Annotated in this window: 24 protein-coding genes and 2 pseudogenes; 2 read left to right on the top strand and 24 right to left on the bottom strand. The window is 39.5% G+C overall.

The window, feature by feature from the left end:
* Window positions 1-119: 119 nt before the first annotated feature.
* Window positions 120-596 carry a cell division suppressor protein YneA gene (yneA, locus tag DW059_RS09470; RefSeq protein WP_117698616.1) on the bottom strand — a complete coding sequence of 159 codons (477 nt, stop codon included), beginning with the start codon at window positions 594-596 and terminating at the stop codon, window positions 120-122.
* 165 nt (window positions 597-761) lie between these two features.
* Here yneA and lexA point away from each other — a divergent pair, with 165 nt between their 5' ends.
* Both lexA and DW059_RS17625 read left to right on the top strand, forming a co-directional pair.
* Window positions 762-1,379, top strand: coding sequence for a transcriptional repressor LexA (lexA, locus tag DW059_RS09475; protein WP_022243831.1), 618 nt, complete (start codon window positions 762-764; stop codon window positions 1,377-1,379).
* A 200-nt stretch (window positions 1,380-1,579) separates the two neighbouring features.
* A pseudogene (locus DW059_RS17625) lies at window positions 1,580-1,846 on the top strand (transposase zinc-binding domain-containing protein); the annotation flags it as partial.
* Between the two features lie 188 nt (window positions 1,847-2,034).
* Here the strand turns inward: DW059_RS17625 and DW059_RS09485 are convergent.
* The 23 genes and pseudogenes from DW059_RS09485 to DW059_RS09595 form a co-directional block, all read right to left on the bottom strand.
* Window positions 2,035-2,769, bottom strand: coding sequence for a leucine-rich repeat domain-containing protein (locus tag DW059_RS09485; protein ID WP_117698617.1), 735 nt, complete (start codon window positions 2,767-2,769; stop codon window positions 2,035-2,037).
* 155 nt (window positions 2,770-2,924) lie between these two features.
* On the bottom strand, window positions 2,925-3,278 hold the full coding sequence (gene rsfS / locus DW059_RS09490; RefSeq protein ID WP_022243832.1) for a ribosome silencing factor: 354 nt from the start codon (window positions 3,276-3,278) through the stop codon (window positions 2,925-2,927).
* Window positions 3,271-4,473, bottom strand: coding sequence for a nicotinate-nucleotide adenylyltransferase (gene nadD, locus DW059_RS17275; RefSeq protein WP_330408372.1), 1,203 nt, complete (start codon window positions 4,471-4,473; stop codon window positions 3,271-3,273). Before nadD ends, rsfS begins: the two co-directional genes overlap by 8 nt.
* A 45-nt stretch (window positions 4,474-4,518) precedes the next feature.
* A complete protein-coding gene (gene yhbY / locus DW059_RS09500) occupies window positions 4,519-4,812 on the bottom strand; it encodes a ribosome assembly RNA-binding protein YhbY (protein WP_117698619.1) in 294 nt (97 codons plus the stop codon).
* A 6-nt stretch (window positions 4,813-4,818) separates the two neighbouring features.
* Window positions 4,819-6,108 carry a GTPase ObgE gene (obgE, locus tag DW059_RS09505; protein WP_117698620.1) on the bottom strand — a complete coding sequence of 430 codons (1,290 nt, stop codon included), beginning with the start codon at window positions 6,106-6,108 and terminating at the stop codon, window positions 4,819-4,821.
* A 150-nt stretch (window positions 6,109-6,258) separates the two neighbouring features.
* Window positions 6,259-6,549 carry a 50S ribosomal protein L27 gene (gene rpmA, locus DW059_RS09510; protein WP_022243836.1) on the bottom strand — a complete coding sequence of 97 codons (291 nt, stop codon included), beginning with the start codon at window positions 6,547-6,549 and terminating at the stop codon, window positions 6,259-6,261.
* Between the two features lie 3 nt (window positions 6,550-6,552).
* Complete coding sequence (locus DW059_RS09515; protein WP_117698621.1) at window positions 6,553-6,882, bottom strand: ribosomal-processing cysteine protease Prp; 330 nt, start codon at window positions 6,880-6,882, stop codon at window positions 6,553-6,555.
* A gap of 16 nt (window positions 6,883-6,898) precedes the next feature.
* Complete coding sequence (gene rplU, locus DW059_RS09520; protein WP_022243838.1) at window positions 6,899-7,204, bottom strand: 50S ribosomal protein L21; 306 nt, start codon at window positions 7,202-7,204, stop codon at window positions 6,899-6,901.
* 223 nt (window positions 7,205-7,427) lie between these two features.
* Complete coding sequence (locus tag DW059_RS09525) at window positions 7,428-8,693, bottom strand: ribonuclease E/G (protein WP_158552097.1); 1,266 nt, start codon at window positions 8,691-8,693, stop codon at window positions 7,428-7,430.
* The gene (locus tag DW059_RS09530; protein ID WP_117698623.1) at window positions 8,686-9,408 is read right to left on the bottom strand and encodes a TIGR03936 family radical SAM-associated protein; all 723 of its coding nucleotides are present in this window, start codon (window positions 9,406-9,408) and stop codon (window positions 8,686-8,688) included. The genes DW059_RS09525 and DW059_RS09530 overlap by 8 nt, the downstream gene beginning before the upstream one ends.
* Window positions 9,392-11,256, bottom strand: a pseudogene (locus DW059_RS09535) (TIGR03960 family B12-binding radical SAM protein). The gene DW059_RS09530 and the pseudogene DW059_RS09535 overlap by 17 nt, the downstream one beginning before the upstream one ends.
* A 55-nt stretch (window positions 11,257-11,311) precedes the next feature.
* Window positions 11,312-11,644, bottom strand: a complete 333-nt coding sequence (locus tag DW059_RS09540; protein WP_117698624.1) for a hypothetical protein — start codon at window positions 11,642-11,644, stop codon at window positions 11,312-11,314.
* Window positions 11,645-11,703: 59 nt separating this feature from the next.
* Entirely contained in the window at window positions 11,704-12,984 is a 1,281-nt protein-coding gene (gene hisIE / locus DW059_RS09545) for a bifunctional phosphoribosyl-AMP cyclohydrolase/phosphoribosyl-ATP diphosphatase HisIE (protein WP_117698625.1), read from the bottom strand.
* 8 nt (window positions 12,985-12,992) lie between these two features.
* Complete coding sequence (gene hisB, locus DW059_RS09550) at window positions 12,993-13,586, bottom strand: imidazoleglycerol-phosphate dehydratase HisB (RefSeq protein WP_022243844.1); 594 nt, start codon at window positions 13,584-13,586, stop codon at window positions 12,993-12,995.
* Window positions 13,587-13,601: 15 nt separating this feature from the next.
* Window positions 13,602-14,900 carry a histidinol dehydrogenase gene (gene hisD / locus DW059_RS09555; RefSeq protein WP_022243845.1) on the bottom strand — a complete coding sequence of 433 codons (1,299 nt, stop codon included), beginning with the start codon at window positions 14,898-14,900 and terminating at the stop codon, window positions 13,602-13,604.
* A 2-nt stretch (window positions 14,901-14,902) separates the two neighbouring features.
* Window positions 14,903-15,556, bottom strand: coding sequence for an ATP phosphoribosyltransferase (gene hisG / locus DW059_RS09560; protein WP_117698626.1), 654 nt, complete (start codon window positions 15,554-15,556; stop codon window positions 14,903-14,905).
* A 2-nt stretch (window positions 15,557-15,558) separates the two neighbouring features.
* Window positions 15,559-16,752, bottom strand: a complete 1,194-nt coding sequence (hisZ, locus tag DW059_RS09565; protein WP_117698627.1) for an ATP phosphoribosyltransferase regulatory subunit — start codon at window positions 16,750-16,752, stop codon at window positions 15,559-15,561.
* Between the two features lie 93 nt (window positions 16,753-16,845).
* Entirely contained in the window at window positions 16,846-17,379 is a 534-nt protein-coding gene (locus tag DW059_RS09570) for a Holliday junction resolvase RecU (protein WP_117698628.1), read from the bottom strand.
* Complete coding sequence (locus DW059_RS09575; RefSeq protein WP_117698629.1) at window positions 17,379-18,026, bottom strand: histidine phosphatase family protein; 648 nt, start codon at window positions 18,024-18,026, stop codon at window positions 17,379-17,381. Before DW059_RS09575 ends, DW059_RS09570 begins: the two co-directional genes overlap by 1 nt.
* A gap of 50 nt (window positions 18,027-18,076) precedes the next feature.
* Window positions 18,077-19,033 (bottom strand): RluA family pseudouridine synthase, encoded by a 957-nt coding sequence (locus DW059_RS09580; protein WP_117698630.1) that lies wholly within the window; start codon window positions 19,031-19,033, stop codon window positions 18,077-18,079.
* 12 nt (window positions 19,034-19,045) lie between these two features.
* Window positions 19,046-21,016 carry a YgiQ family radical SAM protein gene (locus tag DW059_RS09585; protein ID WP_117698631.1) on the bottom strand — a complete coding sequence of 657 codons (1,971 nt, stop codon included), beginning with the start codon at window positions 21,014-21,016 and terminating at the stop codon, window positions 19,046-19,048.
* 4 nt (window positions 21,017-21,020) lie between these two features.
* Complete coding sequence (locus tag DW059_RS09590; RefSeq protein ID WP_117698632.1) at window positions 21,021-21,737, bottom strand: pseudouridine synthase; 717 nt, start codon at window positions 21,735-21,737, stop codon at window positions 21,021-21,023.
* Window positions 21,738-21,835: 98 nt separating this feature from the next.
* Window positions 21,836-22,690 (bottom strand): M23 family metallopeptidase, encoded by an 855-nt coding sequence (locus tag DW059_RS09595; RefSeq protein ID WP_158552098.1) that lies wholly within the window; start codon window positions 22,688-22,690, stop codon window positions 21,836-21,838.
* Window positions 22,691-22,844 lie beyond the last annotated feature (154 nt).

Consider the following 22,844-nt stretch of genomic DNA (forward strand, 5'->3'; position numbering starts at 1 on the left):
AAAATTAAAAATAATATTTAAAATAGCATTAAAACAAAATCTCTTCTTGTATATCTTATTTATCCAGAAAGGTATCTATTTTATCTAAAAGCGGTCTGTGTTCTGTCATATCTGAAATCCTATTTAAATTCACTGGAAGAATAAGAAACAGTAAGGTACTCTCCTGCATGGATGGTATCACTGGTCAACTGGTTCATCTCTTTTACTTCTTCGATATAGGATGCATAATCGGCGTCATCATCGGCATATTGCTGAGCAATAGTCCAGAGAGTATCCCCTTTCTGTACTTCAATGCTGGTATAATATTTATAGGTATTTACCTCATTGGAAGCTTTGCTCTGTGAAGAAGCAAGCAGGTTGCTTCCTAAAATAACACCAAGGATGGTTAAAAGCACTGCCAGAAAAGAAATAATAAGATATCTTTGAATCTGGCACACATATGCTTTGTTTCTTCTTCCGTTTGCACGAATTGCCATCGTACGATTCGATGTATACTGAGTTCCATCCATATATCTGCGCCTGTTGTCCATTCTATTTCCCCTTCTGTAGTATTCTTTATATTCGTTGTATCCATATACTCTATTATCACGATTCATTGTTTCGTCTCCTTTCGAACGTCTGTTGCGAACATTTGTTTATATATGCATTATATATAGGGAACATTCGTTTGTCAAGAAGAAAAGCGAACAAATTTTCGGAATATGTGTTTGCTTTTTCTGTGAACATATGTTAGACTTAGAATATAAAAAGGAGGTAATGAGATGGCATACGGAAAAATCAGTTCAAAACAAAAGGAAATTCTTGAATATATTAAACAGGAAATTTTAAATAAAGGATACCCACCTGCTGTTCGTGAAATTTGTGAAGCAGTTAATCTGAAATCAACTTCTTCGGTTCATTCTCATCTGGAAACTCTTGAGAAGAATGGATATATCAGACGTGACCCTACGAAGCCAAGAGCAATTGAGATCATTGATGACAGCTTTAATTTAACCAGACGTGAGGTTGTTAATGTTCCTATGGTAGGAAGTGTTGCTGCAGGGCAGCCGATTCTTGCAGTAGAAAATATTACCAGCTATTTTCCTATTCCAGCAGAGTTTATGCCAAATGCAGAAAGCTTTATGCTTCGTGTTAAGGGAGAAAGTATGATTAATGCAGGTATTTTTGACGGGGATAATGTTCTTGTAAAGCGTCAGTCTACTGCATCTAATGGTGATATTGTGGTTGCTCTTGTAGATGATTCTGCAACGGTTAAGACCTTTTATAAGGAGGATGGTTATTATCGTCTGCAGCCGGAAAATGATTCCATGGATCCGATTATTGTAAAAGAATGTTCTATTCTCGGAAAGGTATTCGGCGTATTCCGTTTCCTTGCTTAGTTATAAGTATTAACTATAGAGCCTGCTTTCGGTAGACTCTTATGAATGCACTCAACAGACTAACACCCATAAAACTACGAGAAATACGCTTTGCGAGCTATTCGCGTAAAAAAGTGTCTTCGACACTCTCAGCTCCCCTGACCCCTCATTCATGAGGGGACGGGGTTTTCCTTTGTCTTTCTTTATTGTAAAATTCTATTATGAATATATTACAACCTATCTTTACTGATTATTATGAACCTATCATTTACAAACTTCATCCTCGTCCTTCTGTTATCGAAAATGTCAACAAGATGATTCATTGTGGTGATCCTTCTCACGGTGGTGCCATGTATGGCTGTCTTCACTGTGGAAATCTTAAATTTGTTCCCTTTCGCTGTAAAAGCCATTTTTGCCCTTCCTGTGGAAACAAATACAACCAGCTTCGTTCTTTTCATATGTCCTGTAAGCTTGTTTCTTGTGTTCATCATGCCTTCCGTAAAGTTCTCCTTGAACAGCTTACTTCCCGCATTGGTCCATCTTTTCGTAAAGTTAAAAAAGAGCTTCCCATGATGGAAAGCCCTTAAAATTTACACACTGATGCCCCTTGTTGCAAACTATATCAAACAGTCCGGGGCCTTAGCTTAATCGTTAACTAGAAGTAAATCATACAGAATTATTCTACTGTGTATGTAAGATTATTTTCTTTTGCATATTGTTCAGCATATGAACCAGCCTTAACAATCAAATTGAAGTCTATAACATGCATCTCTGTAACACTTTCTGGAACTTTCAAATCCATTCCTTCATTGTTCATCGGAGGATAAATCATATTTGAGAAATCATCTTCACCGATTTTTTCTAATCCTTCATTTAGTATTAAATTCTGAAGATTAGTGTTTACAAAAGCAGCTCCACCTATAGTTTTTACAGAATTTCCAAGAACTACATATTTAAGTTTTTCACAATTACCAAATGCCGTTTTTGCCACTTCGGTAACATTATTCCCAATCCGAACAGCTACAACATCTTTGTCATTCGCAAATGTTTTATTAAATCCAACAACTTTCTTTCCATCAATTTCATCTGGAATAACCACGATTGGATCCTTACCAACATACTTCTCTATTACTATTTCATCTGAGTTGTCAATTAACTCAAAATCCTCTGCCGGTGTCTCATCATGGCTCATCAAATCATCCATTGTGATTTCATCTGCTGATTTATAACTAGTATCATTCTTATTATCAGACTTATCACTTGAAGATGTGTCTTTCTGGCTGTCCTGCACATCTGCTGTTTGTTTTGTTTGGTCTGTCTTACCAGCATTGTCTGATGACGAACTTCCACAGCCTGCTGATGACACAGCCATTGTAAAAATCATTCCTAGAATTAATAGTCTCTTTTTCATTTCTTTCTCCTTTGAAGTTAATTATTTTATATAATTTTATATTACTTTAGTAAATGGCACAATAGGTCAGAATTACCATTAATCAGATAATTTCTGTAATAAATATGGATTTTGCTTACAGTAAAAAATTTTAATAATAAAAATCTTCTGGTATTTTAAAGTTCTTCCGGGTCAATATCTTTTCCATCTCTCCAGATGCGCTCTAAATCGTAGAAGAGACGATCTTCTTTTGAGAAGATATGAACGATAATATCACTGTAGTCCATCAGAATCCAGCTGGAACGCTGATTTCCTTCAATCTGTTTTGCATGATAACCGGCTTTATATAACTGTTCATCTACGCTGTCCTGCATAGCCTGTAACTGGTTGGCATTACTTCCACTGGCGATAATAAAATAATCTGCGATAACAGATATTTCACTGATATCAATAATACGGATATCTTCTGCCTTCTTTTCCGATAAAGCCTGATATGCAAGCTTCGCCATTTCTTTCGACTGTTTATTCATGAGAACCTCCTGTATAGTAATGATATGTTTCAATTGTCATTGGATCGATATTTTTATCATTTTTACTGCCATTGAGATAATGAATGGTATCACTTAAAATCATTTTCAGTGCTTCATCTAAATCTTCAAAGGATGTTTTTCTGATTTCTTTTAGGTTTGCTGCTTTATCCCGTTTTGGTTCGATATAATCAGCAATAAATACGATTTTATCCAGTGTATTCATTGCCGGTGCCCCGGTGGTATGAACAGAAATTGCATGAAGAATCTCTTCGTCCTCTACTTCATATAATACTCTGGCAAGAAATGCGCCGACTTTAGCATGAAGTAAAAATGGATTATCCTTTTCCACCTGCGTGACAGGAATGTTATTCTTTGCACATATTTTTAACTTTTTTTCATTTGGAATACACTTGGCACAATCGTGGAGCAGACCTGCAAGCTGAGCCTTTTCCATATCATAATCATTTGCCATGGCAAGACAGGCTGAGGTATACATGACCCCTAAAGTATGCTCATAACGGTCTTTATCCAATTCCTTTTTTAATGTTTTTTTTATCTTATTTAATCTTTCGTTCATTGGTGTCTGGCCTTCATCCTCCTGATATAAACACTGGTGGGCAATATATTCTTCCACTTCCGGTGTGACAAGGTAACGTATCGGTTCCCCTTTTGCTACCCGCTCCCGGATATTATGAGAAGAAACGGAAACATTTGGTGTGATAATCGGCCTTATATCTGCCGAATAGAGCCGCTTTAACTCCGCAGCCTTATTCTTTATCCGGTTCATATCCAAATCGTCTCTGATGGCAACTAAGAGCGTTGCAAGACGGCAAATTTCTGCCGGCTCCATCCATTTATCCAGATAATCAAGGGAATCTGCTCCCATAATGAAATAGAGTTCCCAGTCCGGATAGGTCCGATGAAGCTCCTGCAGCGTCAGATACGTATAACTGGTGCGGGCTGCATTAATCTCCATGGCCGAAAAATAAAAATCCGGATTATTTTTAATCGACAGGCGAATCATTTCCAGCCGGTGGGCAGACTGTTCAATCTCTTTATCATCCTTATGAGGCGAATGTCCCGTTGGAATAAAAAGAATCTGGTCTAAATGATATTGTGTTACCGCATTCTGTGCAATAATCAGATGCCCGATATGAATCGGATCAAAGGTTCCGCCAATAATTCCAATACGCACTTTCTTCAATCTTCTACCACCCTTCCAAGGTATAAAAGCTTTCGTTTATAACAATTCAATCTTTGGATGTTTCTTTGATTTACGGTAAAGAACGATTTTTTTACCAGTTACCGCAACCACCTGTGCATGCGTACGCTCTGCAATTATTTCGCCTAATTCGCGAGGATCATCTGCACAGTTTTTTAATACAGAAATCTTGATTAATTCACGTTTTTCAATGGCATCATCTACTGCTGAAATAATTTCCGGTGTAAGAGATGCCTTTCCAATCTGGAAAATTGGATTTATCGTACTTGCCATTCCTCTTAAATGGGAACGCTGCTTACTCGTTAATTCCATAATGATTTACTCCTTATAATAATCGAATTCAAGTCCATACATACGGACGGTGTCACCTTCCTGAATACCCTTAGCCTCTAATTCCTTTAAGATTCCCTGTTCTTTTAAGAATTTCTGGAAGAAAAGGAAACCTTTCTCCGAATCAATATTGGTGTAACCCAGCATTTTATCAATCTTAGGACCTTCTACAACATAAGCACCATCTTCCGGATCAATCTCAATGGTATAAGGTTCACCCTCTAATGCTCTCGAATCCGGGAAGAATTCCTGTTCATAGATAACCGGTGTATCGTCCATTTCATCTAAAAGACTCTTCACATAAAACATTAACTCACGGACACCCTGACGGCTGACCGCAGAAATTGGAAACACTTTAATGCCGGATGGTTCAAAGGTTTCTTTTAATTTCTCAATTATTTCATTATTGCCTTCATAAATAGCATCAATTTTATTGGCTGCAATAACCTGAGGTTTCTTTAACAATTCAGGGTTAAAGGATTCCAGCTCCTGATTGATGGCATGAATATCTGCAATCGGATCTCTGCCTTCTGTTCCGGCAGCATCCACGACATGAATGATAACCTTGGTTCGCTCTATATGCTTTAAGAATTCATGTCCAAGGCCGATTCCTTCGGATGCCCCTTCAATCAGCCCCGGAATATCAGCCATGACAAATCCGGCACCTTCGCCTAAATCAACGACACCAAGAATCGGATTTAAAGTTGTAAAATGATAATTTGCAATCTTTGGTGTTGCATTGGTGGAACTGGATAATAAAGTTGATTTTCCCACATTTGGGAAGCCGACTAAACCAACGTCAGCAATTACTTTAAGTTCCAGTCGAACTTCAAGTTCCAATGCTTCCTGCCCCGGCTGTGCATATTTCGGTGCCTGCATGGAAGAGGTCGCAAAATGCTGATTGCCAAGTCCACCCTTTCCACCGGTTAAAATAATCTGTCTTTTATTCTCACCGGACATATCTGCAATTACCTTATCGGTAGCTGCATCACGGATAATGGTTCCGGCAGGAACATGGATGACAAGGTCTTCACCCTTTTTTCCGTGGCAGTTTCGTTTTTTTCCTTCTTCTCCGTTTTCTGCAGCCCATTTGTGTTTATGACGGAAATCATTTAATGTATTCATGCTGTCATCTACTTCAAAGATGATATCGCCACCTTTTCCACCATCGCCACCGTCCGGACCGCCATCCGGAACATATTTTTCACGGCGGAAGCTCACATGACCGTTGCCGCCTTTTCCTGATTTTATAATAATTTTTGCACTATCGGCAAACATAATTTTCTACCTCATTATTGATTGTGAACAAACATCAGTTACTGTAATCGAATGATAACTTTAAGTGCTTCTAAATTACTTCAAGTTAAAATATAGTTTCCTATAAGTGAAAATAGACCCGGCGCTTTCGTGTCGGGTCTATCATGCATCTTATTCGTTTGTTGCTACTGGATAAACAGAAGCCTGTTTCTTATCTCTGCCTTTTCTTTCAAATCTAAGAACACCGTCTGTTAATGCGAATAAAGTATCATCTCCGCCGATACCAACGTTAACGCCTGGATGAATCTTTGTTCCACGCTGTCTGTATAAAATGTTACCAGCCTTAACGAACTGTCCGTCTGCTCTTTTTGCACCTAATCTCTTGGATTCAGAATCTCTACCGTTCTTAGTAGAACCAACTCCCTTTTTATGAGCAAAAAACTGAAGGTTCATATTCAACATGTTCTACACCTCCTTGAAGTTTAAAATGATGTAATCATTTCCATAATTGTTTTGTATTCCCTGTAAGCCTAAAACCATTGTGTCCAAAAGTAACTTTGCATCATGTCCTGCCGGCTGCTCAAAAGATACGGAAATCAATCCGGTCTCTTCGTCCTGATTGGTCTTAAAATGCTCTTTTGTGAACATTCCAAGGGCATTAATTGTATTAATCACAAGAACCGAAATTCCTGCACATACAATATCCTCTCCGGCATCTGCATATTCAGCATGTCCGACACAGGAAAAAGCAAGATACTCTTGTTTCTGGTTTCGAAAAATCGTTATCTTTGTCATAACAATTTCCTATCGATTACGCATTAATTTTTTCGATTTTCACCTGTGTGAACGCCTGTCTATGACCGTTCTTCTTGTGATAGCCGGTTTTTCTCTTATACTTGTAAACGATAACTTTCTTAGCTCTGCCTTCTTTTACTACAGAAGCTTCTACAGTTGCATTAGCTGCGTCTGCACCAACTTTTAATCCGTTGTCAGATACTGCTAAAACCTGATCGAAAGTTACTTTCTCACCAGCCTCAACACCAAGCTTTTCAATGGTAATGATATCGCCTTCAGATACTTTGTACTGTTTACCACCTGTTGCTATAATTGCGTACATATGGCACCTCCTATTATCATTACTCGCCAGTTGTGGTGCTATCCTTACGATAGACTTATACCTCACTGTGCGGCATACTGTTGTATCATAGCACACGAATTACGATTCGTCAACTATTTCACGCTATAATTTTAATTATTTTTCAGGTACTTTCCGGGTATTGTATTCAGATATTTCTTTGCATATCTTGATAGATACCTTGATGTGGCTTTTGCAGCTGCTATCATCTTAGCTGAGCCACCTGCTCCAAAAGGGTCTTACGCTCCTTCTTCCGGGTCAGCTCCACTAAGCCAAGCTTTGTAATATCCACAAGCCGTACCGGAACCGGGTCTTCTTTTAAGGATAACCGGAACTGGTGCATCAGCTCTTTTCTTTGCTCTTCTTTTGCCATATTGATGAAATCCACAATGACAATTCCTGAAATATTACGAAGCCGGAGCTGTCTTGAAATCTCTGCAGCAGCTTCTAAATTAATCTTATAATAATATTCTTCTGCATTTTTTCCGGAAGTATTCTTTCCACTGTTTACATCGATAACTGTCAGAGCTTCCGTTGGCTGAATGATAAGATAAGCACCGGACTTCATCCAGACCCGTTCCGATATTGCACGCTGTATCTGCGTCTCAAAGGAATAAAGGGTTCCTAATGAAATGGCATCATTTTCATAGAACCGTATCTTAGATAAAATATCAGGATTTCCGGCATAAAGCTGTTGAAGCTCTTCATAGATATTCTTATCATCCGTAATAATTTCACCAAGCTCTTCCTGGTAAAGGTGATTAATGGCATTTTCATAAAATTTCTTTGGCAGCATCAGAATGCTGTAACAGGTACGGAAATGAAAAGTTGCAGCTAACTTCTGATAGTCAGATAAAAGTTTCCGGTATTCTGTTTCCAATTCTTCCGGAGAAGCTCCTGCCGCATTGGTTCTTACGATAAGACTATGCGGCTTTCTTTTTTCTTCCTGTCCGGCATTCTGCTTTGTATCGGTAACTGCTTCTTTTTCAAAAAGCCGCATCTGTTCGAAAAGCTGTACCTGACTGCTTAACCTTTCTTTTTCATCCGCACTTAATTTAGAAGAAATGGCAAGGGGACGTTTTTCATTTGTCAGGACAAAATATTTTCCGGTAAGGGAAAGCTTGGTATCTGCAATGGGATACTTGGTCTTGATCGCCTCTTTGGTAATCTGCACCACAAGTTCATCCCCTTCGGTCAGCTTTCCGCTTCTGCACTGCTTCGAAAACCAGGCATCTTTTATATGTGCTGTTTCCAGATAACAGGTTACTCCCTTTGCAATGTCCACAAAAGCGGCATCTAAGTTCGCGGCAATCTTTTTTACCCTGGCAATACAAATTATTCCCGGTACAACCTGATTTTCTTCGGATAACGGATGAAATGCAATTTCCCTAAACTTGTCCTTTTCATCTAACAGTGCCGTAAAATAGGAGTCGCCTACATAATGCTGCCTTGTAATGATAAATTTATTCAAGAATGTCATCTCCCATTTCATCCAATGCAATCAGAGTGCCGTCTTCTTTTCGGGCATATACGTCCACACGATGAATCTGAAACTGCATTTCGTTATAAGGAAGTTCAAGATACCGGTAAAAGGCTTCTAACAAAAGCTCTGGTTTTACATTATCTACGCTTCCTGTAGATACTTTAAGATAAAAGAATGGACAGCCATCTGCTTCCTCAACCTGAAAATCATATACCAGCTGCTTTAAGTCCATGACTTTTTCGCTTTTTTTCGTCTTTTTCGTAACCAGAATCTCCGGAGCATCTTCATAAAATGCTTTTACTTTACCTTTCAATTCATCCAAAGTGAATGGACAATTTCCTTTATCCTTATAAAATACGTTATAGTCTGCTGCTGCAACAATGGACATCGCTGTTTTTGCATGCTCTGGCAGCATCCGGTAAGATACGATTTCAACACCTTCCACCATGGTATCATTTAAAGCCTTAACGGATTCAATTGAACTTCTGGTAGAATGTACTTCAATATCAAGATATTCTCCATCACTGGTGATTCCAACTCCCAGCGGTGCCGCAAAAGACATAATCTGATGCGGGGAAAATCCCTCGGAATATGCAATATCAATCTCAGCACGACGCATTGCTTTCTGGAAATAACGCATCATATCAAGGTGTCCGATAAATTTCATTACACCATATTTTCGAAATTTAATTCTTATTTTCAAAGCAGACACCTCCCTTAAACTGAGCAGCTCCACAGCCCTGACACTGCATCCGGCAGTTTGGAGTTACTTCTTCTTTTCTGGCACGTTCCCATTCGCGGATTAAGAACTTTTTCGAAACGCCATCATCAATAAAATCCCATGGGAAAATTTCATCCAGAGGACGTTCCCGCATGGTATAGAAATCGGTATCGATGCCACATTCCGCAAAAGCCTCTACCCAGCGGTTATTATCAAAAAATTCCGTCCAGGCATCAAAGATACCACCTTTTTCATAAACCTTAAGCAAGGCAGGGGCAATCCGGCGGTCTCCTCTTGCAAGAATACCCTCTAATACCGTAACATCTGCTTCATGCCAGTTATACTTGATGCTCTTGCGGTTTAACTGTTCTTTTACAGCATCATTTACCACCTTGCTCTGCCAAGATAGCTGTCCTTATCATACATTCTCGCCCACTGGAATGGAGTAAATGGCTTTGGTACAAAGAAAGAGGTACTGATAGTAATCTGACATTTTCCATTCCGCTCTTCCTTTGGAATCTCATAATAACGGACTGCAATTTTATTGGCAAGTTCTGCTATGGCACGCATATCATCTTCCGTCTCGGTCGGAAGTCCTAGCATGAAATAAAGCTTTACTTTATTCCAGCCGCCTTCAAACGCCATTCCGGCACCATTTAAAATCACCTCTTCCGTCAGTCCTTTATTAATAACATTACGAAGACGCTGGGAACCGGCTTCCGGAGCAAAGGTAAGGCTGCTCTTTCTGATATCCTGCACTTTTCCCATAACGTCTAAGGAAAATGCATCGATACGAAGAGATGGCAGAGAAATATTTACGCCTTTATCCTTAAAGTTATCAATCAGAAAATTAACCAGTTCTTCCAGTTGCGAATAATCACTGGAACTTAAAGAACTTAAAGAAATCTCTTCATGTCCGGTATTCTTTAACATTTCATAAGCATAATGTTTTAAGACTTCTACATCTTTTTCACGGACCGGACGGTAAATCATTCCTGCCTGACAGAAACGGCAGCCGCGGATACAACCACGCTGAATCTCTAATACCACACGATCCTGGGTTGCTTTAATAAAAGGAACAACCGGTTTCTCCGGGTAAACAGAATGGGACATATCCATCTGAATCTGTTTCTTTACCGTTGCCGGCACATCCTCATATTTTGGTGTAAAGGATGCAATCGTTCCATCTTCTTTATAAGCCACCTCATACATGGAAGGCACATAGATTCCAGGAATAGACGCTGCACGGCGTAAGAATTCCTTTCTGCTGGCCTTTTCTTTCCTGCACTGCTTATACAGCGTAAATAATTCCGTATAAGAAATTTCGCCTTCTCCGATATAGAACAAATCAAAGAAATCTGCAATCGGCTCCGGATTATAGCTGCAAGGACCGCCACCGATTACAATCGGGTCATCTTCTTTTCGCTCAGAAGACAGCATGGCAATCTGGGATAAATCAAGAATCTGTAAAATATTGGTATAGCACATCTCATACTGGATGGTAATACCAAGGAAATCAAAATCCTTAATCGGCTCCTGACTTTCCAGTGCAAATAAAGGAATATTTTTTTCTTTCATAATCTTGTGTAAATCCGGCCACGGAGAATAAACCCGTTCGCAGTATACATCATCCCGTTTATTAAACATATCATATAAAATCTGAATGCCCAGGTGAGACATTCCGATTTCATAGACATCCGGAAAGCACATTGCAAAACGGATGTCAACATCCTTCGGATTCTTCTTTACCATGTTCAGCTCGTTTCCGATATAACGGGCCGGTTTATCAATTGTTAAAAGTATTTCATCACTTAATGCTAAAGTGTTCATCTGGTACCTCAATCATTCTTAAATATCATAATCCGATTTGTGAAAAAAATAACGCTTATATATTTTTTGCAAAATCCGAAATCATCATAACATACTTTTGCAGTTTTGTATAATCATAGTTTTCTTCTAATTGCCGATACATCCATTTGGTATCTTTTTCACCGGCAGTTCCCGGAAAAGGAAGCTTTCCTTTATCACATAAAACAAACACCACAAAAAGGCAAATACAAAGCAGCCATTTTACTTTCCAAATGGCTGCTTTTCCTGTGTTTATTAACTCCTCGTCCGTGTCTTTCCGTGATTCCGAAAAAGAATTTCTGGCACGAAGAATATATTCCCGTCTGTTTGCAATATAATCCTGTTCCAAATAAATCGCACCTTTCTGCATATCATCGCCTGATTGTTGTTCTGCTGTAATCTATGCAGAAAGTGCAGGAACTATGTATGTTATCTCTGGGCAAGTTCCTGGGTAACATCCTCCCATGTTACGCCTTTTTCTACCATCAATACCATTGCATGATAAAGGAAATCTGAAATTTCATAAATAATCTCTTCCGGTTCCGGATTCTTTGCGGCAATGACAATCTCGGTTGCTTCTTCGCCGACCTTCTTTAAAATCTTATCAATTCCCTTATCGAAAAGGTAGTTGGTATAAGAGCCTTCCTTTGGATGAATCTTACGATCCGCAATAATGGAGTAGACATCCTCAAATACCTGCAGTGGATTTTTCTCAGCATATTCTTTCTTGACAATTTCATTAAAAAAGCAGCTTGGTGCTCCGGTATGACATGCCACGCCAATCTGGGATACCTTTGCAAGAATGGTATCAAAGTCACAGTCTGCCGTTAAAGATTTCACATACTGGATATGACCACTGGTCTCACCCTTCATCCACAACGCCTTACGGCTGCGGCTGTAATAAGTCATCTTTCCGCTGGAAATGGTGGTATTGAACGCTTCTTCATTCATATAAGCTACCATAAGTACTTCATCGGTACGGTAGTCCTGTACTACAACAGGTACCATTCCATCCGAATTCAATTTGAAATCACTCCATTTTAATGCCGGAGCAAAATTGTCCATACGGATTCCGCTGGCTGCAAATTCTGTCTTTAATTTCATGATATCTGTCCTGGTATCATTAATAAATGCACCACAGATTCCTCTGACATTTTCACGTTTTAATACATCCACCAGTGTATCCTTGTCATAATTATCATACTGAACGACATATGGCAGATTTGTAATATTTTCTACTCCGTCCATCATGGATGGATCAAGAACAATCATTTCATGAAAATATTCATCCAGTTCATCTTTGTGTTTGAATAAGAAATCAATATTCTTTACAGAAACTATCATACGGTCTTTTCCGAATCGTTTTGCACCTTCCTCCGCCAAAGACATGCTGACAGATTTGGCACCGTTTAAAACAACCTGTTTACATCCGGCATAGATAAATTTCTTAATGTCTTCCAGACGGTTGATATTTCCACCTGCATAAATCGGAATCTCTACAGTACGGAAAATATCTTTTACCGTATGAATATTTTTCTCATGCTCTTCATCATCGGTTGATAAGTCATAGATTAAAATCTTATCAATTCCACTGTCATTATAAAGCTTGGTAAGTTCTTTTAAATCTCCTGCAGAACTAAGGTCACTCGGGCTCTTTACTGCCTCTCCGTTTTTCAGATAAATGGTTGCTACTATATTCTTGTGTTTCATATGCTCACCTATAAACTGCCTTTCGTTGATAATATGTCGGTAATACGCGGGTCAATGATGGTTGCCTCATCCAATGCCTTTGCAAATGCCTTAAACATGGCTTCAATCATATGATGGTTATTTCCGCCTGTAATGACCTTAAGATGTAAATTCATTCCGGCGCTATAGGAAATGGCATAAAAGAATTCTTTTACCATTTCGGTATCCATATAACCTACGCGGTCTGTGGTAAATTCTGCATCAAAGGATAGATACGGTCTTCCGGATAAATCTACCGCACAAAGCACCAGTGTCTCATCCATGGGAAGCATACAGCTTCCAAAACGTTTGATACCCTTTTTGTCACCGACTGCTTTTTTAATGGCATTGCCAAGGACGATTCCGGTATCTTCAATGGTATGATGACAGTCCACCACCAGATCTCCGGTCACTTTGACATTTAAATCAAATAATCCATGTCTTGCAAAGCCATCTAACATATGGTCGAAAAATCCAATTCCGGTATCTACCTTTGCATCCCCTCTGCCGTCCAAATCAAAGGAAAGGTAAATATCGGTTTCTTTTGTTTTTCTTGTATATTCTGCAATACGTCTTTGTTCCATGAAACAAACCTCCGTTTAGTTTTCGTCTTCAAATCTTACTTTAACGGAATTTGCATGTGCCGTCAACTGTTCGCACTCTGCAAACTGGGCAATATCTTTATATACTTCCTCTAATGCTTCCCTGGAATAGGAAATAATGCTGGATTTCTTAATAAAATCATCTACGGATAATGCAGAGAAGAATTTTGCGGTTCCATTGGTTGGAAGAACGTGGTTTGGTCCTGCAAAATAATCACCAAGCGGTTCACTGCTGTATTCACCGATGAAAATTGCTCCGGCATTTCTTACCTTGGTCATAACTTCAAATGGATTCTTTGTTACAATTTCCATATGTTCGGATGCAATTTCATTTACTGCAGCAATGGCTTCCTCCATATTATCTGCAATTAAAATATATCCATAGTTATCTAAGGATTTCTGGATGATTTCTTTTCTGGAAAGCTGTGCGGTAAATTTTGCTGCTTCCTCAGAAACACGCTCTGCCAGTTCACGGCTTGTGGTAATCAAAATTGCGGAAGCCATTTCATCATGCTCTGCCTGGGATAAAAGGTCGGCTGCAACATATCTTGGATTGGCTGTTTCATCTGCTAATACTAAAATCTCACTTGGTCCGGCGATGGAGTCTATGCTGACATAACCGAATACGGCTTTTTTCGCTAAAGCTACATAAATATTTCCAGGGCCAACAATTTTATCTACTTTTGGAATGCTTTCGGTACCAAAGGCGAGAGCTGCAATTGCCTGTGCGCCTCCTACTTTATAGATGCGGTCTGCACCGGCTTCTCTTGCTGCAACCAGGGTAGAAGGATTTACCTTACCATCTTTTCCAGGCGGTGTTGTCATAATAATTTCATCAACTCCGGCAACCTTGGCCGGAACAATATTCATCAGTACGGAAGAAGGATAAACGGCTTTTCCACCCGGTACATAAACACCGACACGGGCTAATGCGGTTACCTTCTGACCTAAGATAATACCTTTATCCTGGCTGTCAAACCAGCTGTTCTGACGCTGTTTTTCATGATAGGTACGGATATTTACAAGAGATTTCCGGATGACTTCAAGGAGCTTCGGATCTACTGCATCATAAGCCTCCTTAATCTCTTCTTCTGTTACTAAAATATTATCTTTATTAATCGTTGCGCCATCAAATCTCGCTGTATAGTCAAATAATGCAGCATCTCTGTTGGCACGTACCGTTTCAATGATTTCCTGTACGCTGGCTTCAAATTTGCCGTAGCTGTTGGGGCTTCTCTTTAAAAGATTCTCTAATATATTACCCTTTGTCTCTTCTGTCAACTCTAAAATACGCATGTTTATGCCTCCTTTAATACCGATTTTAAATCTGTAATTAATTTCGTAATCCGCTCATGTTCCATTTTCATACTAACCTGATTTACGACCATCCGGGCAGAAAGCGGACAAACTTCTTCTAATACTTCAAGTCCGTTTTCACGTAAGGTTGAGCCTGTCTCTACAATATCACATATTACCTCAGCAAGTCCAACAATCGGGGCAAGTTCGATGGAACCGTTTAATTTGATAATTTCTACAGTCTGATGTTTCTTATTATAAAAATAGTCTTTTGCAATGCGCGGATATTTGGTTGCCACACGGATCAGTTCGTGATGCTGTAATAATTCTTTGGATTCTTTTGGACCGCAGATACACATTCTGCATTTTCCAAAGCCCAAATCCAATACTTCATAAATATTTCTTGCTTCCTCTAAAATTGTATCCTTTCCCACAATACCGATATCTGCCGCACCATACTCTACATAAGTTGGTACATCCGGTCCCTTGGCAAGGAAGAAACGAAGCTTTAATTCTTCATTGACAAAAATAAGTTTTCTGGTATCCTTGTCTTTCATTTCTTCACAGGTAATGCCGATTTTTTCAAAAGTCTCTAAGGTTTTATTTGCCAGTCTTCCCTTGCCTAATGCAAAGGTTAAATATCTCATATCTTCCATTTCTATTCTCCATCCATAAATGTCAGTTCTGCAATCTGATTTCGCAATGCATATGCTTCATAATCTGCTTTTGATTTATCCATTGCCCAGGCAATCAGTTCCACATTGCAGTCCTTTGCCCTCAGTGCAATGGCTTTCTTTACTGCTTCCCTGCGGTATTCCGGTTTGTATACAATCAGCTGATTGTCATGTTTTACGGTAATCTCAATTTTCTGTCTTGAAATTGCTGCCATTAACTGGTCTACTACTATCGCAAATCCAATGGAAGCTGCATCTTTTCCAAAATAAGTAAGAAGCTTGTCATAACGGCCACCCTTTACAATCGGTTCACCGCTTCCGTAAGTATAACCGGCAAAAATTACTCCGGTATAATAATGATAGCTGCTTAACATACCAAATTCATAGGTCACATATTTGTCTACGCCATATATTTTAAGCACCGCATCCAAATCTTCCAGTCTGCGTATCGCTTTATAAACCCGTGGATAATCAGCCGCATAGGTCTTTGCTTCTTCAAAGGAAGCTGCATTATCATAAATGGTTCCAAGCATTCCGAATAATTCTTTTAAATTCTGGTTCATGGAGCAGTCGGAAATCTCTTCTTCTACACCAAAAAAATTCTTATTTGCAATCAGTTCCCGGATAAACTCTTCCTGTTCTTCAGAAAGTCCTGCCGCTTCCATTAATCCACGGAAAAATTCCACATGACCCACACTAATCTGGAAATCCTTTAAACCACTGCTCTTTAATGCGTCAATTGCCATGGCAATCATCTCTGCGTCGGCATCTACGGTATCATCTCCGATTAACTCTGCACCAAGCTGGGTGGATTCCTTTAATCTTCCCTGATAACTGTGATTGTTGATAAAGGTATTTCCCATATAAGAAAGGCGAATAGGCATATCTTCATCCATAAAATATTTTGCGGCAGACCGTGCAATAGATGGTGTTATATCCGGTCTTAATACAAGGGTATTTCCTTCCCGGTCAAAAAATTTATATAATTCGTTGGATGGAATGGTTCCAACTTCTTTTCCAAATATATCGAAAAATTCAAAGGTTGGTGTCTGAATACTGTGGTATCCGTGTCGTTTTAAAGCCTTATGCAGCCGATCCTGCAGCTCTAATTTTTTTTCACACTCTTCATTATAAATATCCCGGACACCCTCTGGTGTATGTAACAATTGATTTTTCATATAAACCTCCAGTTTTTCTCAAAACACTTTAGCGTGCTACCATGCTACCACGGTGAATTGCTTTTCCTAGTATATATTACCTAGAAATAATTGTCAATCCCTTAGCTCCAAATCTTTTTTCAAGCCTTCCAGATAAGGAACCAGGATTCCGGACTTCTTTGGCAGGAAAAATTCCGGATTTAATTCTTCTAGCCGGAAGCTCTTCCGTCCGCCATTCTGGGCTCTCTCCCAGAATTCATAAAGCTGTCGGAATGGCATATAGTAAAATTCATCCCGTTGGGTATAAAATATCAGAATAAAAGAAATACCCTGCTGATTTTCAAAATCCTGCATAAACTGAATCTGGTGAGCATGCACATTGGCAAGAGGAAACGTATCGGTGTGACATTCCTTGGCATCAAAGCAGACCGGAATGCCCTGTACTGCCCCGATATAATCTACGGTACTTTTCTGGTCAAAATAGGCAAGGGTAATATGTCTTGTTTCTTTATCAATATTAATTGGTGTAATCGGTGTCGGAATTTTCTGTATCATTGCTAAATTATGCTCTGCATATTTTTCATTGGTCCGGTTGATAAATTCCTCTAACGTAGAACCTCTTAATCCTCTGGAATTCCAAGTTGGCATCAGAGTATACTTCCTTTCTTTTCTTCCGGCAGTGTGTAATAAATTTTATGTTCTTCGAGAATCCTTATTTTCTGATTCTTTACTTCTAATATATTTACACTGCAGTTTGGCTGGTGGCTGTTCCAGAAATCCTTGATTTCAAGTCCTTTTATGTATGCAAGAAATGCCCGGATGATTCCACCATGACAGCAGATGAGCACACGCTTCATTTTTTCTTCCAGTGGAAGGATTTCATGCTTTAAAAAATCTTCCACCCTGCCAAGTAATGCTTCGTAGCTTTCGCCCTGTTCCGTGGCACGATACTGTTCCGGCGCATGAAATAAAGCATCAATATTTTTAAGGGCCGGATTCCAGCTGAGATCAGCAAGCTTCTGTCCTTCCCCTTCTCCGAAGTTCATTTCACGGATACGTTCATCATAGGAAATCGGGGTGTCCGTTCCTCGCAGAATAATCCCTGCCGTCTGTCTGGCACGAATTAACGGACTGCAATAACAGTAGTCAAAAGTCAATCCTTCGTTTTGGAATCCCTCTTTGGTCTTTTCGGCTAATTCCAGTCCGAATTCATTTAATGGAATGTCAAGTGTTCCCTGTATCAGTCCTTTTTTATTGTAATCGGTTTCTCCATGCCGCATCAGATATACTTTCATCTTACTTATTCATCCTTCCTGTAACATCAGTAGTCTTTCGTTAAAAACAATTACTGCTCTGTGGCATTCTGATTTGCATAACAAATAGCCTTATTAAAATCATCCGGTGGAGCTGCTTCTACACATCTGCCATCTGCAAATATCATACGATAAGCATGTAAAAGCTGATGTTTTACGCCGGTGCGTTCCCGGTAAAAATGATTGATTTTTTCATTACCATATTTACTGTCTCCGATAATCGGATGACCAATGGATGCTAAATGGGCACGGATCTGATGGCTGCGTCCGGTAATCAGATGCACCTGCAGCAGTGTGACATCCTGATATACTTCCAGTGGCTCATACTCGGTTTCGATACAGAGTGCATCCTCTGTTTTTTCCTTTGAAATAAATACCCGATTCTGCCTTTCATCCTTCATAAGATAACCCTTTAAATGCTGCGGTACTGTAATGCATCCAGCTACCAGACAGAGATAATATTTCTTTACGGTTCTTTTTTTCAATGTCTCGGATAAATCCTGCAATCCCTTTAACGTCTTTCCGGCTGTCAGAAGTCCTGAAGTATTGCGGTCAAGACGGTTGCAGACGGACGGCCGGAAGGTCCGCAAATCCGTTTCCTTAAGAGCTCTGCTTTGAAGAAGATATCCGATAATATATTCGTTGGCAGAAATATCGGATGGCTGTGCCTTCTGTGACAGCATTCCTGCAGGTTTATTGATGATTAAAATATCTTCATCTTCATAAACGATATCCAGTGCTGTGGTTGGAAAACTTTCTTTTACCTCTGCTCCTGCAAACTTATCATAAGTTTCATCTGCTAAAAACAGCTTTACCTCATCTCTGGCATTCAGTTTTTCGGATCCATCTGCCTTTTTTCCATTTAATACAATATTCTTTTTCCGAAGCATTTTATAGACAAAGCTTGACGGTGCTTCTTTTAAAAGCTTTTTTAAATATTTATCAAAACGTTGTCCTGCTTCATTTTCTTTAATGATAAATGTTTTCATAACATATCCTTACTATTTCTTTTTATGAACGGTTCGAATCGTATGCTTCTTCTTCGTATTCTGACTGGAAGTCTTTCCCGAATATTTTTCTGTATTTCTGGAATTTCCAGTTTTATACTTTGTCTGATTTTGATTCAGTGTCCGCTTCGTCTTTTTCTTATCCGAAAATGCTTCTTCTTTGGCAAGCTTTCTTGGACGGATGAGGCAATGGGCATCAAAGCCGATTAAATCCGTCCGGTTCGTCTTAACTAACGCTTCATGCACCAAATCATAATTTTCCGGATTACGATACTGTATCAGTGCACGCTGCATGGCTTTCTCATGCGGATTGGTTGCTACATATACCGGCTCCATGGTCCGCGGATCTAAACCGGTATAGTACATACAGGTCGATATGGTGGATGGGGTCGGATAGAAATCCTGTACCTGCTGAGGCATATAACCTAAATCTCTTAAATACTCAGCCAAATCTACTGCCTCCTGCAGGGTCGAACCAGGATGGGAGGACATCAGATATGGTACCAGATACTGTTTTAATCCTAACCGTTCATTCATATCATGATACTTGCGGACAAATTCATTATAAACGGAAACGGGAGGTTTTCCCATTTTCTGTAATACCGGGTCTGAAATATGCTCCGGCGCCACCTTTAGCTGTCCGCTGACATGATATTTACAAAGTTCTTCCAGAAAATTATTTTTCGTATCACATAAAAGATAGTCAAAACGGATACCGGAACGGACAAATACTTTTTTCACGCCTTTGATATTCCGTAATTTACGAAGAAGACTGATATAATCACTATGGTCAGCAACAAGATTTTTACATGGTGTCGGGAACAGACATTGCCGGTTCTTGCAAACTCCCTTTGTGAGCTGCTTCGTACATGCCGGTGCCCTGAAATTAGCAGTCGGGCCACCTACATCATGGATATATCCTTTAAAATCCTTATCCTGTGTCATCTTTTTTGCTTCTGCAAGAATGGATTCATGACTTCTGGTCTGAATAATTCTGCCCTGATGAAAAGTTAAAGCACAAAAACTGCAGCCACCAAAGCAGCCACGGTTACTGACCAGTGAAAATTTTACTTCTTCAATAGCCGGTACACCACCATCCTTTTCATAGATTGGATGATAGGTTCTCATATACGGCAGTGCGTAGATATCATCCATTTCCATCTGGGTCAATGGTTTTGCCGGAGGGTTCTGTACGACAAACATTTTCTCATCATAGGTTTCATAAATTCTTCTTGCCGTAAAAGGGTCTGTATTCTGATACTGAAGGTAAAAGCTCTTGGCATACGCTGTCTTGTCCTCTTTGATTTTATTAAAAGACGGCAATTCCAAGGCATCATAAATATCTTCTTTATTTCGGGTCTTAAAAACAGTTCCATCGATATAAGTAATATCCTTTACCGCAAGACCGGAAGCTAACGCATCTGCAATTTCAACAATGCTGTGCTCGCCCATTCCATAAGAAATCAAATCAGCACCGGAGTCCAGAAGAATGGAACGTTTTACCTTATTAGACCAGTAATCATAATGCCCAAGTCTTCTAAGACTTGCTTCAATACCGCCGATAATGATTGGATTATGTTTATAGGTCTGACGGATCAGATTGCAGTAACTTACCACTGCATAATCCGGGCGTTTTCCCATAACGCCACCCGGTGAAAATGCATCATGGGCACGTCTCTTTTTCGATACAGAATAATGGTTTACCATGGAATCCATATTCCCACCGGAAACTAAAAAGCCAAGCCGTGGCTCGCCCAATATGGTTACGCTTTCCTTGTCACGATAATCCGGCTGTGCAATGATACCCACGGTATAACCATGTGCCTGCAATATTCTACTGATAATAGCATGTCCAAAGGAAGGATGGTCTACATATGCATCTCCGCATATATAGACGAAATCCAGCTGCTTTATCCCTGCTTCTTCCATATCTTTTCTTGAAATTGGTAAAAAACCGTTCTGCATTCTCTTATCCTTCCTTTAATGCCTGTAATTCTGACTCTGTCAACGGACGATACGCTCCTGTTGCCAGGGTTTCGTCCAGCTTTAAGTTTCCCATGGAAAGCCGCTTTAAATAAATGACCTTTTTTCCTGTTTTTTCAAACATCCGCTTAATCTGATGATATTTTCCCTCGGTAATAGTAACTTCAATTTCTGATTCTGAATCACTTTTTAAAATCACAAGTTCAGCAGGCTTTGTAAGGTTTTTCTCTCCGATATCAAGACCCTTCCGAAAAGCCGTAACATCTTCAGCAGTCACTTTTCCTTCTATTCTGGCATAATAAGTTTTTGCCACATGTTTCTTCGGAGATAAAAGCTCATGAGCCAACGCACCGTCATTGGTGATAAGGAGCAGCCCTTCCGTATCCTTATCCAGTCTGCCTACCGGAAACAAATCTTTTCTTACAGCATCTTCTATGAAGGAAACTACAGTTGGAAAATGCTTATCTTCCGTGGCACTGACACAGCCGGCAGGCTTATTTAGCATATAATATTCCCATTGGGAATAATTAACCTTTTCGCCTTCGAGGTTAACAATATCCTTTTCCGGTGAAATCTTGTATTCCGGACGTTTGATGATTTCTCCATTTACGGTAACACGTCCCTTGGAAATATATGTTTTCACCTGACTCCTGCTTCCCTTGCCCATTTCTGTTAAAAATTTATCTAATCTCAAATCTTTCATTCTGATACGTTCCTTTACTACTCTGATTTAGCAGACACCGCGATAACTCCAGAAGCTCGCAAAGCGTGTTTCTTATAATTCAAATTCTAATTTAAATCTTAATATTGATAATGTAATATTTTCTTCTCCTGATAGAGATATTGCAGGATGGAATAGGAATTTACACTAAACTCCCGTTTATTTTCATCATTTAAATAAATTCCAAAATGAAGATGCACATCAAAATTACCTGCGGTTCCTTCTGTCTTAGAATATCCGGTATCTCCCATAAATGCAATCAGCTCTCCGGCATGAACCTCGTCTCCGATGGAAAGTCCCTCTGCATAATCCGACAGATGTGCATAGTAGAAATATGCTCCATGAGGACTCCGGATTCCGATACGGTAACCCCCAAGTTCCAGCCAGCCCATCTGCTCTATGGTTCCATCGCAGACACTGATTACCGGGTAATTTCCCCGCTCATTGATATCTGCCATAATATCACAGCCTTCATGTCCTCTGTCTCCACCATAAGTGCGGCTCTGCATCCAGGTGTCTCCAAAAGTTACTTTTTTCTCTTCGTCCCAGATGGTATCCGGAACCGGAAAATAGACAATGTCAGACCAGATACTGTCTAAATAGGCTTCCTGCTTTTCAATTTCTTCTTTATGAAAATGCAGCAATCTTTTGTATACATCTTTCAGCTCGTTTTTTTCTGTTAAATCTGAAGCATAATATGCCAGAAGATAGCGGGTAAATGTCATATCGTCCTGAGCCTCACCATCTTCAGACTCATATTTCCTGAATTTTAACACCGTTTCCGGAGAGACTTCCTGATTCCGAAGTTTCTGAAAGAACTCCTGTTGTTCAAATGCTATATAAAAGGCTGCCCGCTTTTGAATCTGCTGTAACAGGCTGCAGTCTATGACCAACAGCAAAAAAAAGAGAATAATGACACAAATTTTCTTCTTCATAATAATCCGCATAAAAGTTATTTTATACAATATATTGAACTATGAAAAAAACTATTTCTCTTCTGATTCTTTTTTTGTGCTTAATATTATTATTTGTGCATCCCATGCTTACGGTATCAGCCGCAGCAAATGGCCTTATGCTCTGGTATCAGAA

Source organism: Roseburia sp. AF42-8 (genome assembly GCF_003435965.1).
Lineage (GTDB): Bacteria > Bacillota > Clostridia > Lachnospirales > Lachnospiraceae > Roseburia_C > Roseburia_C amylophila.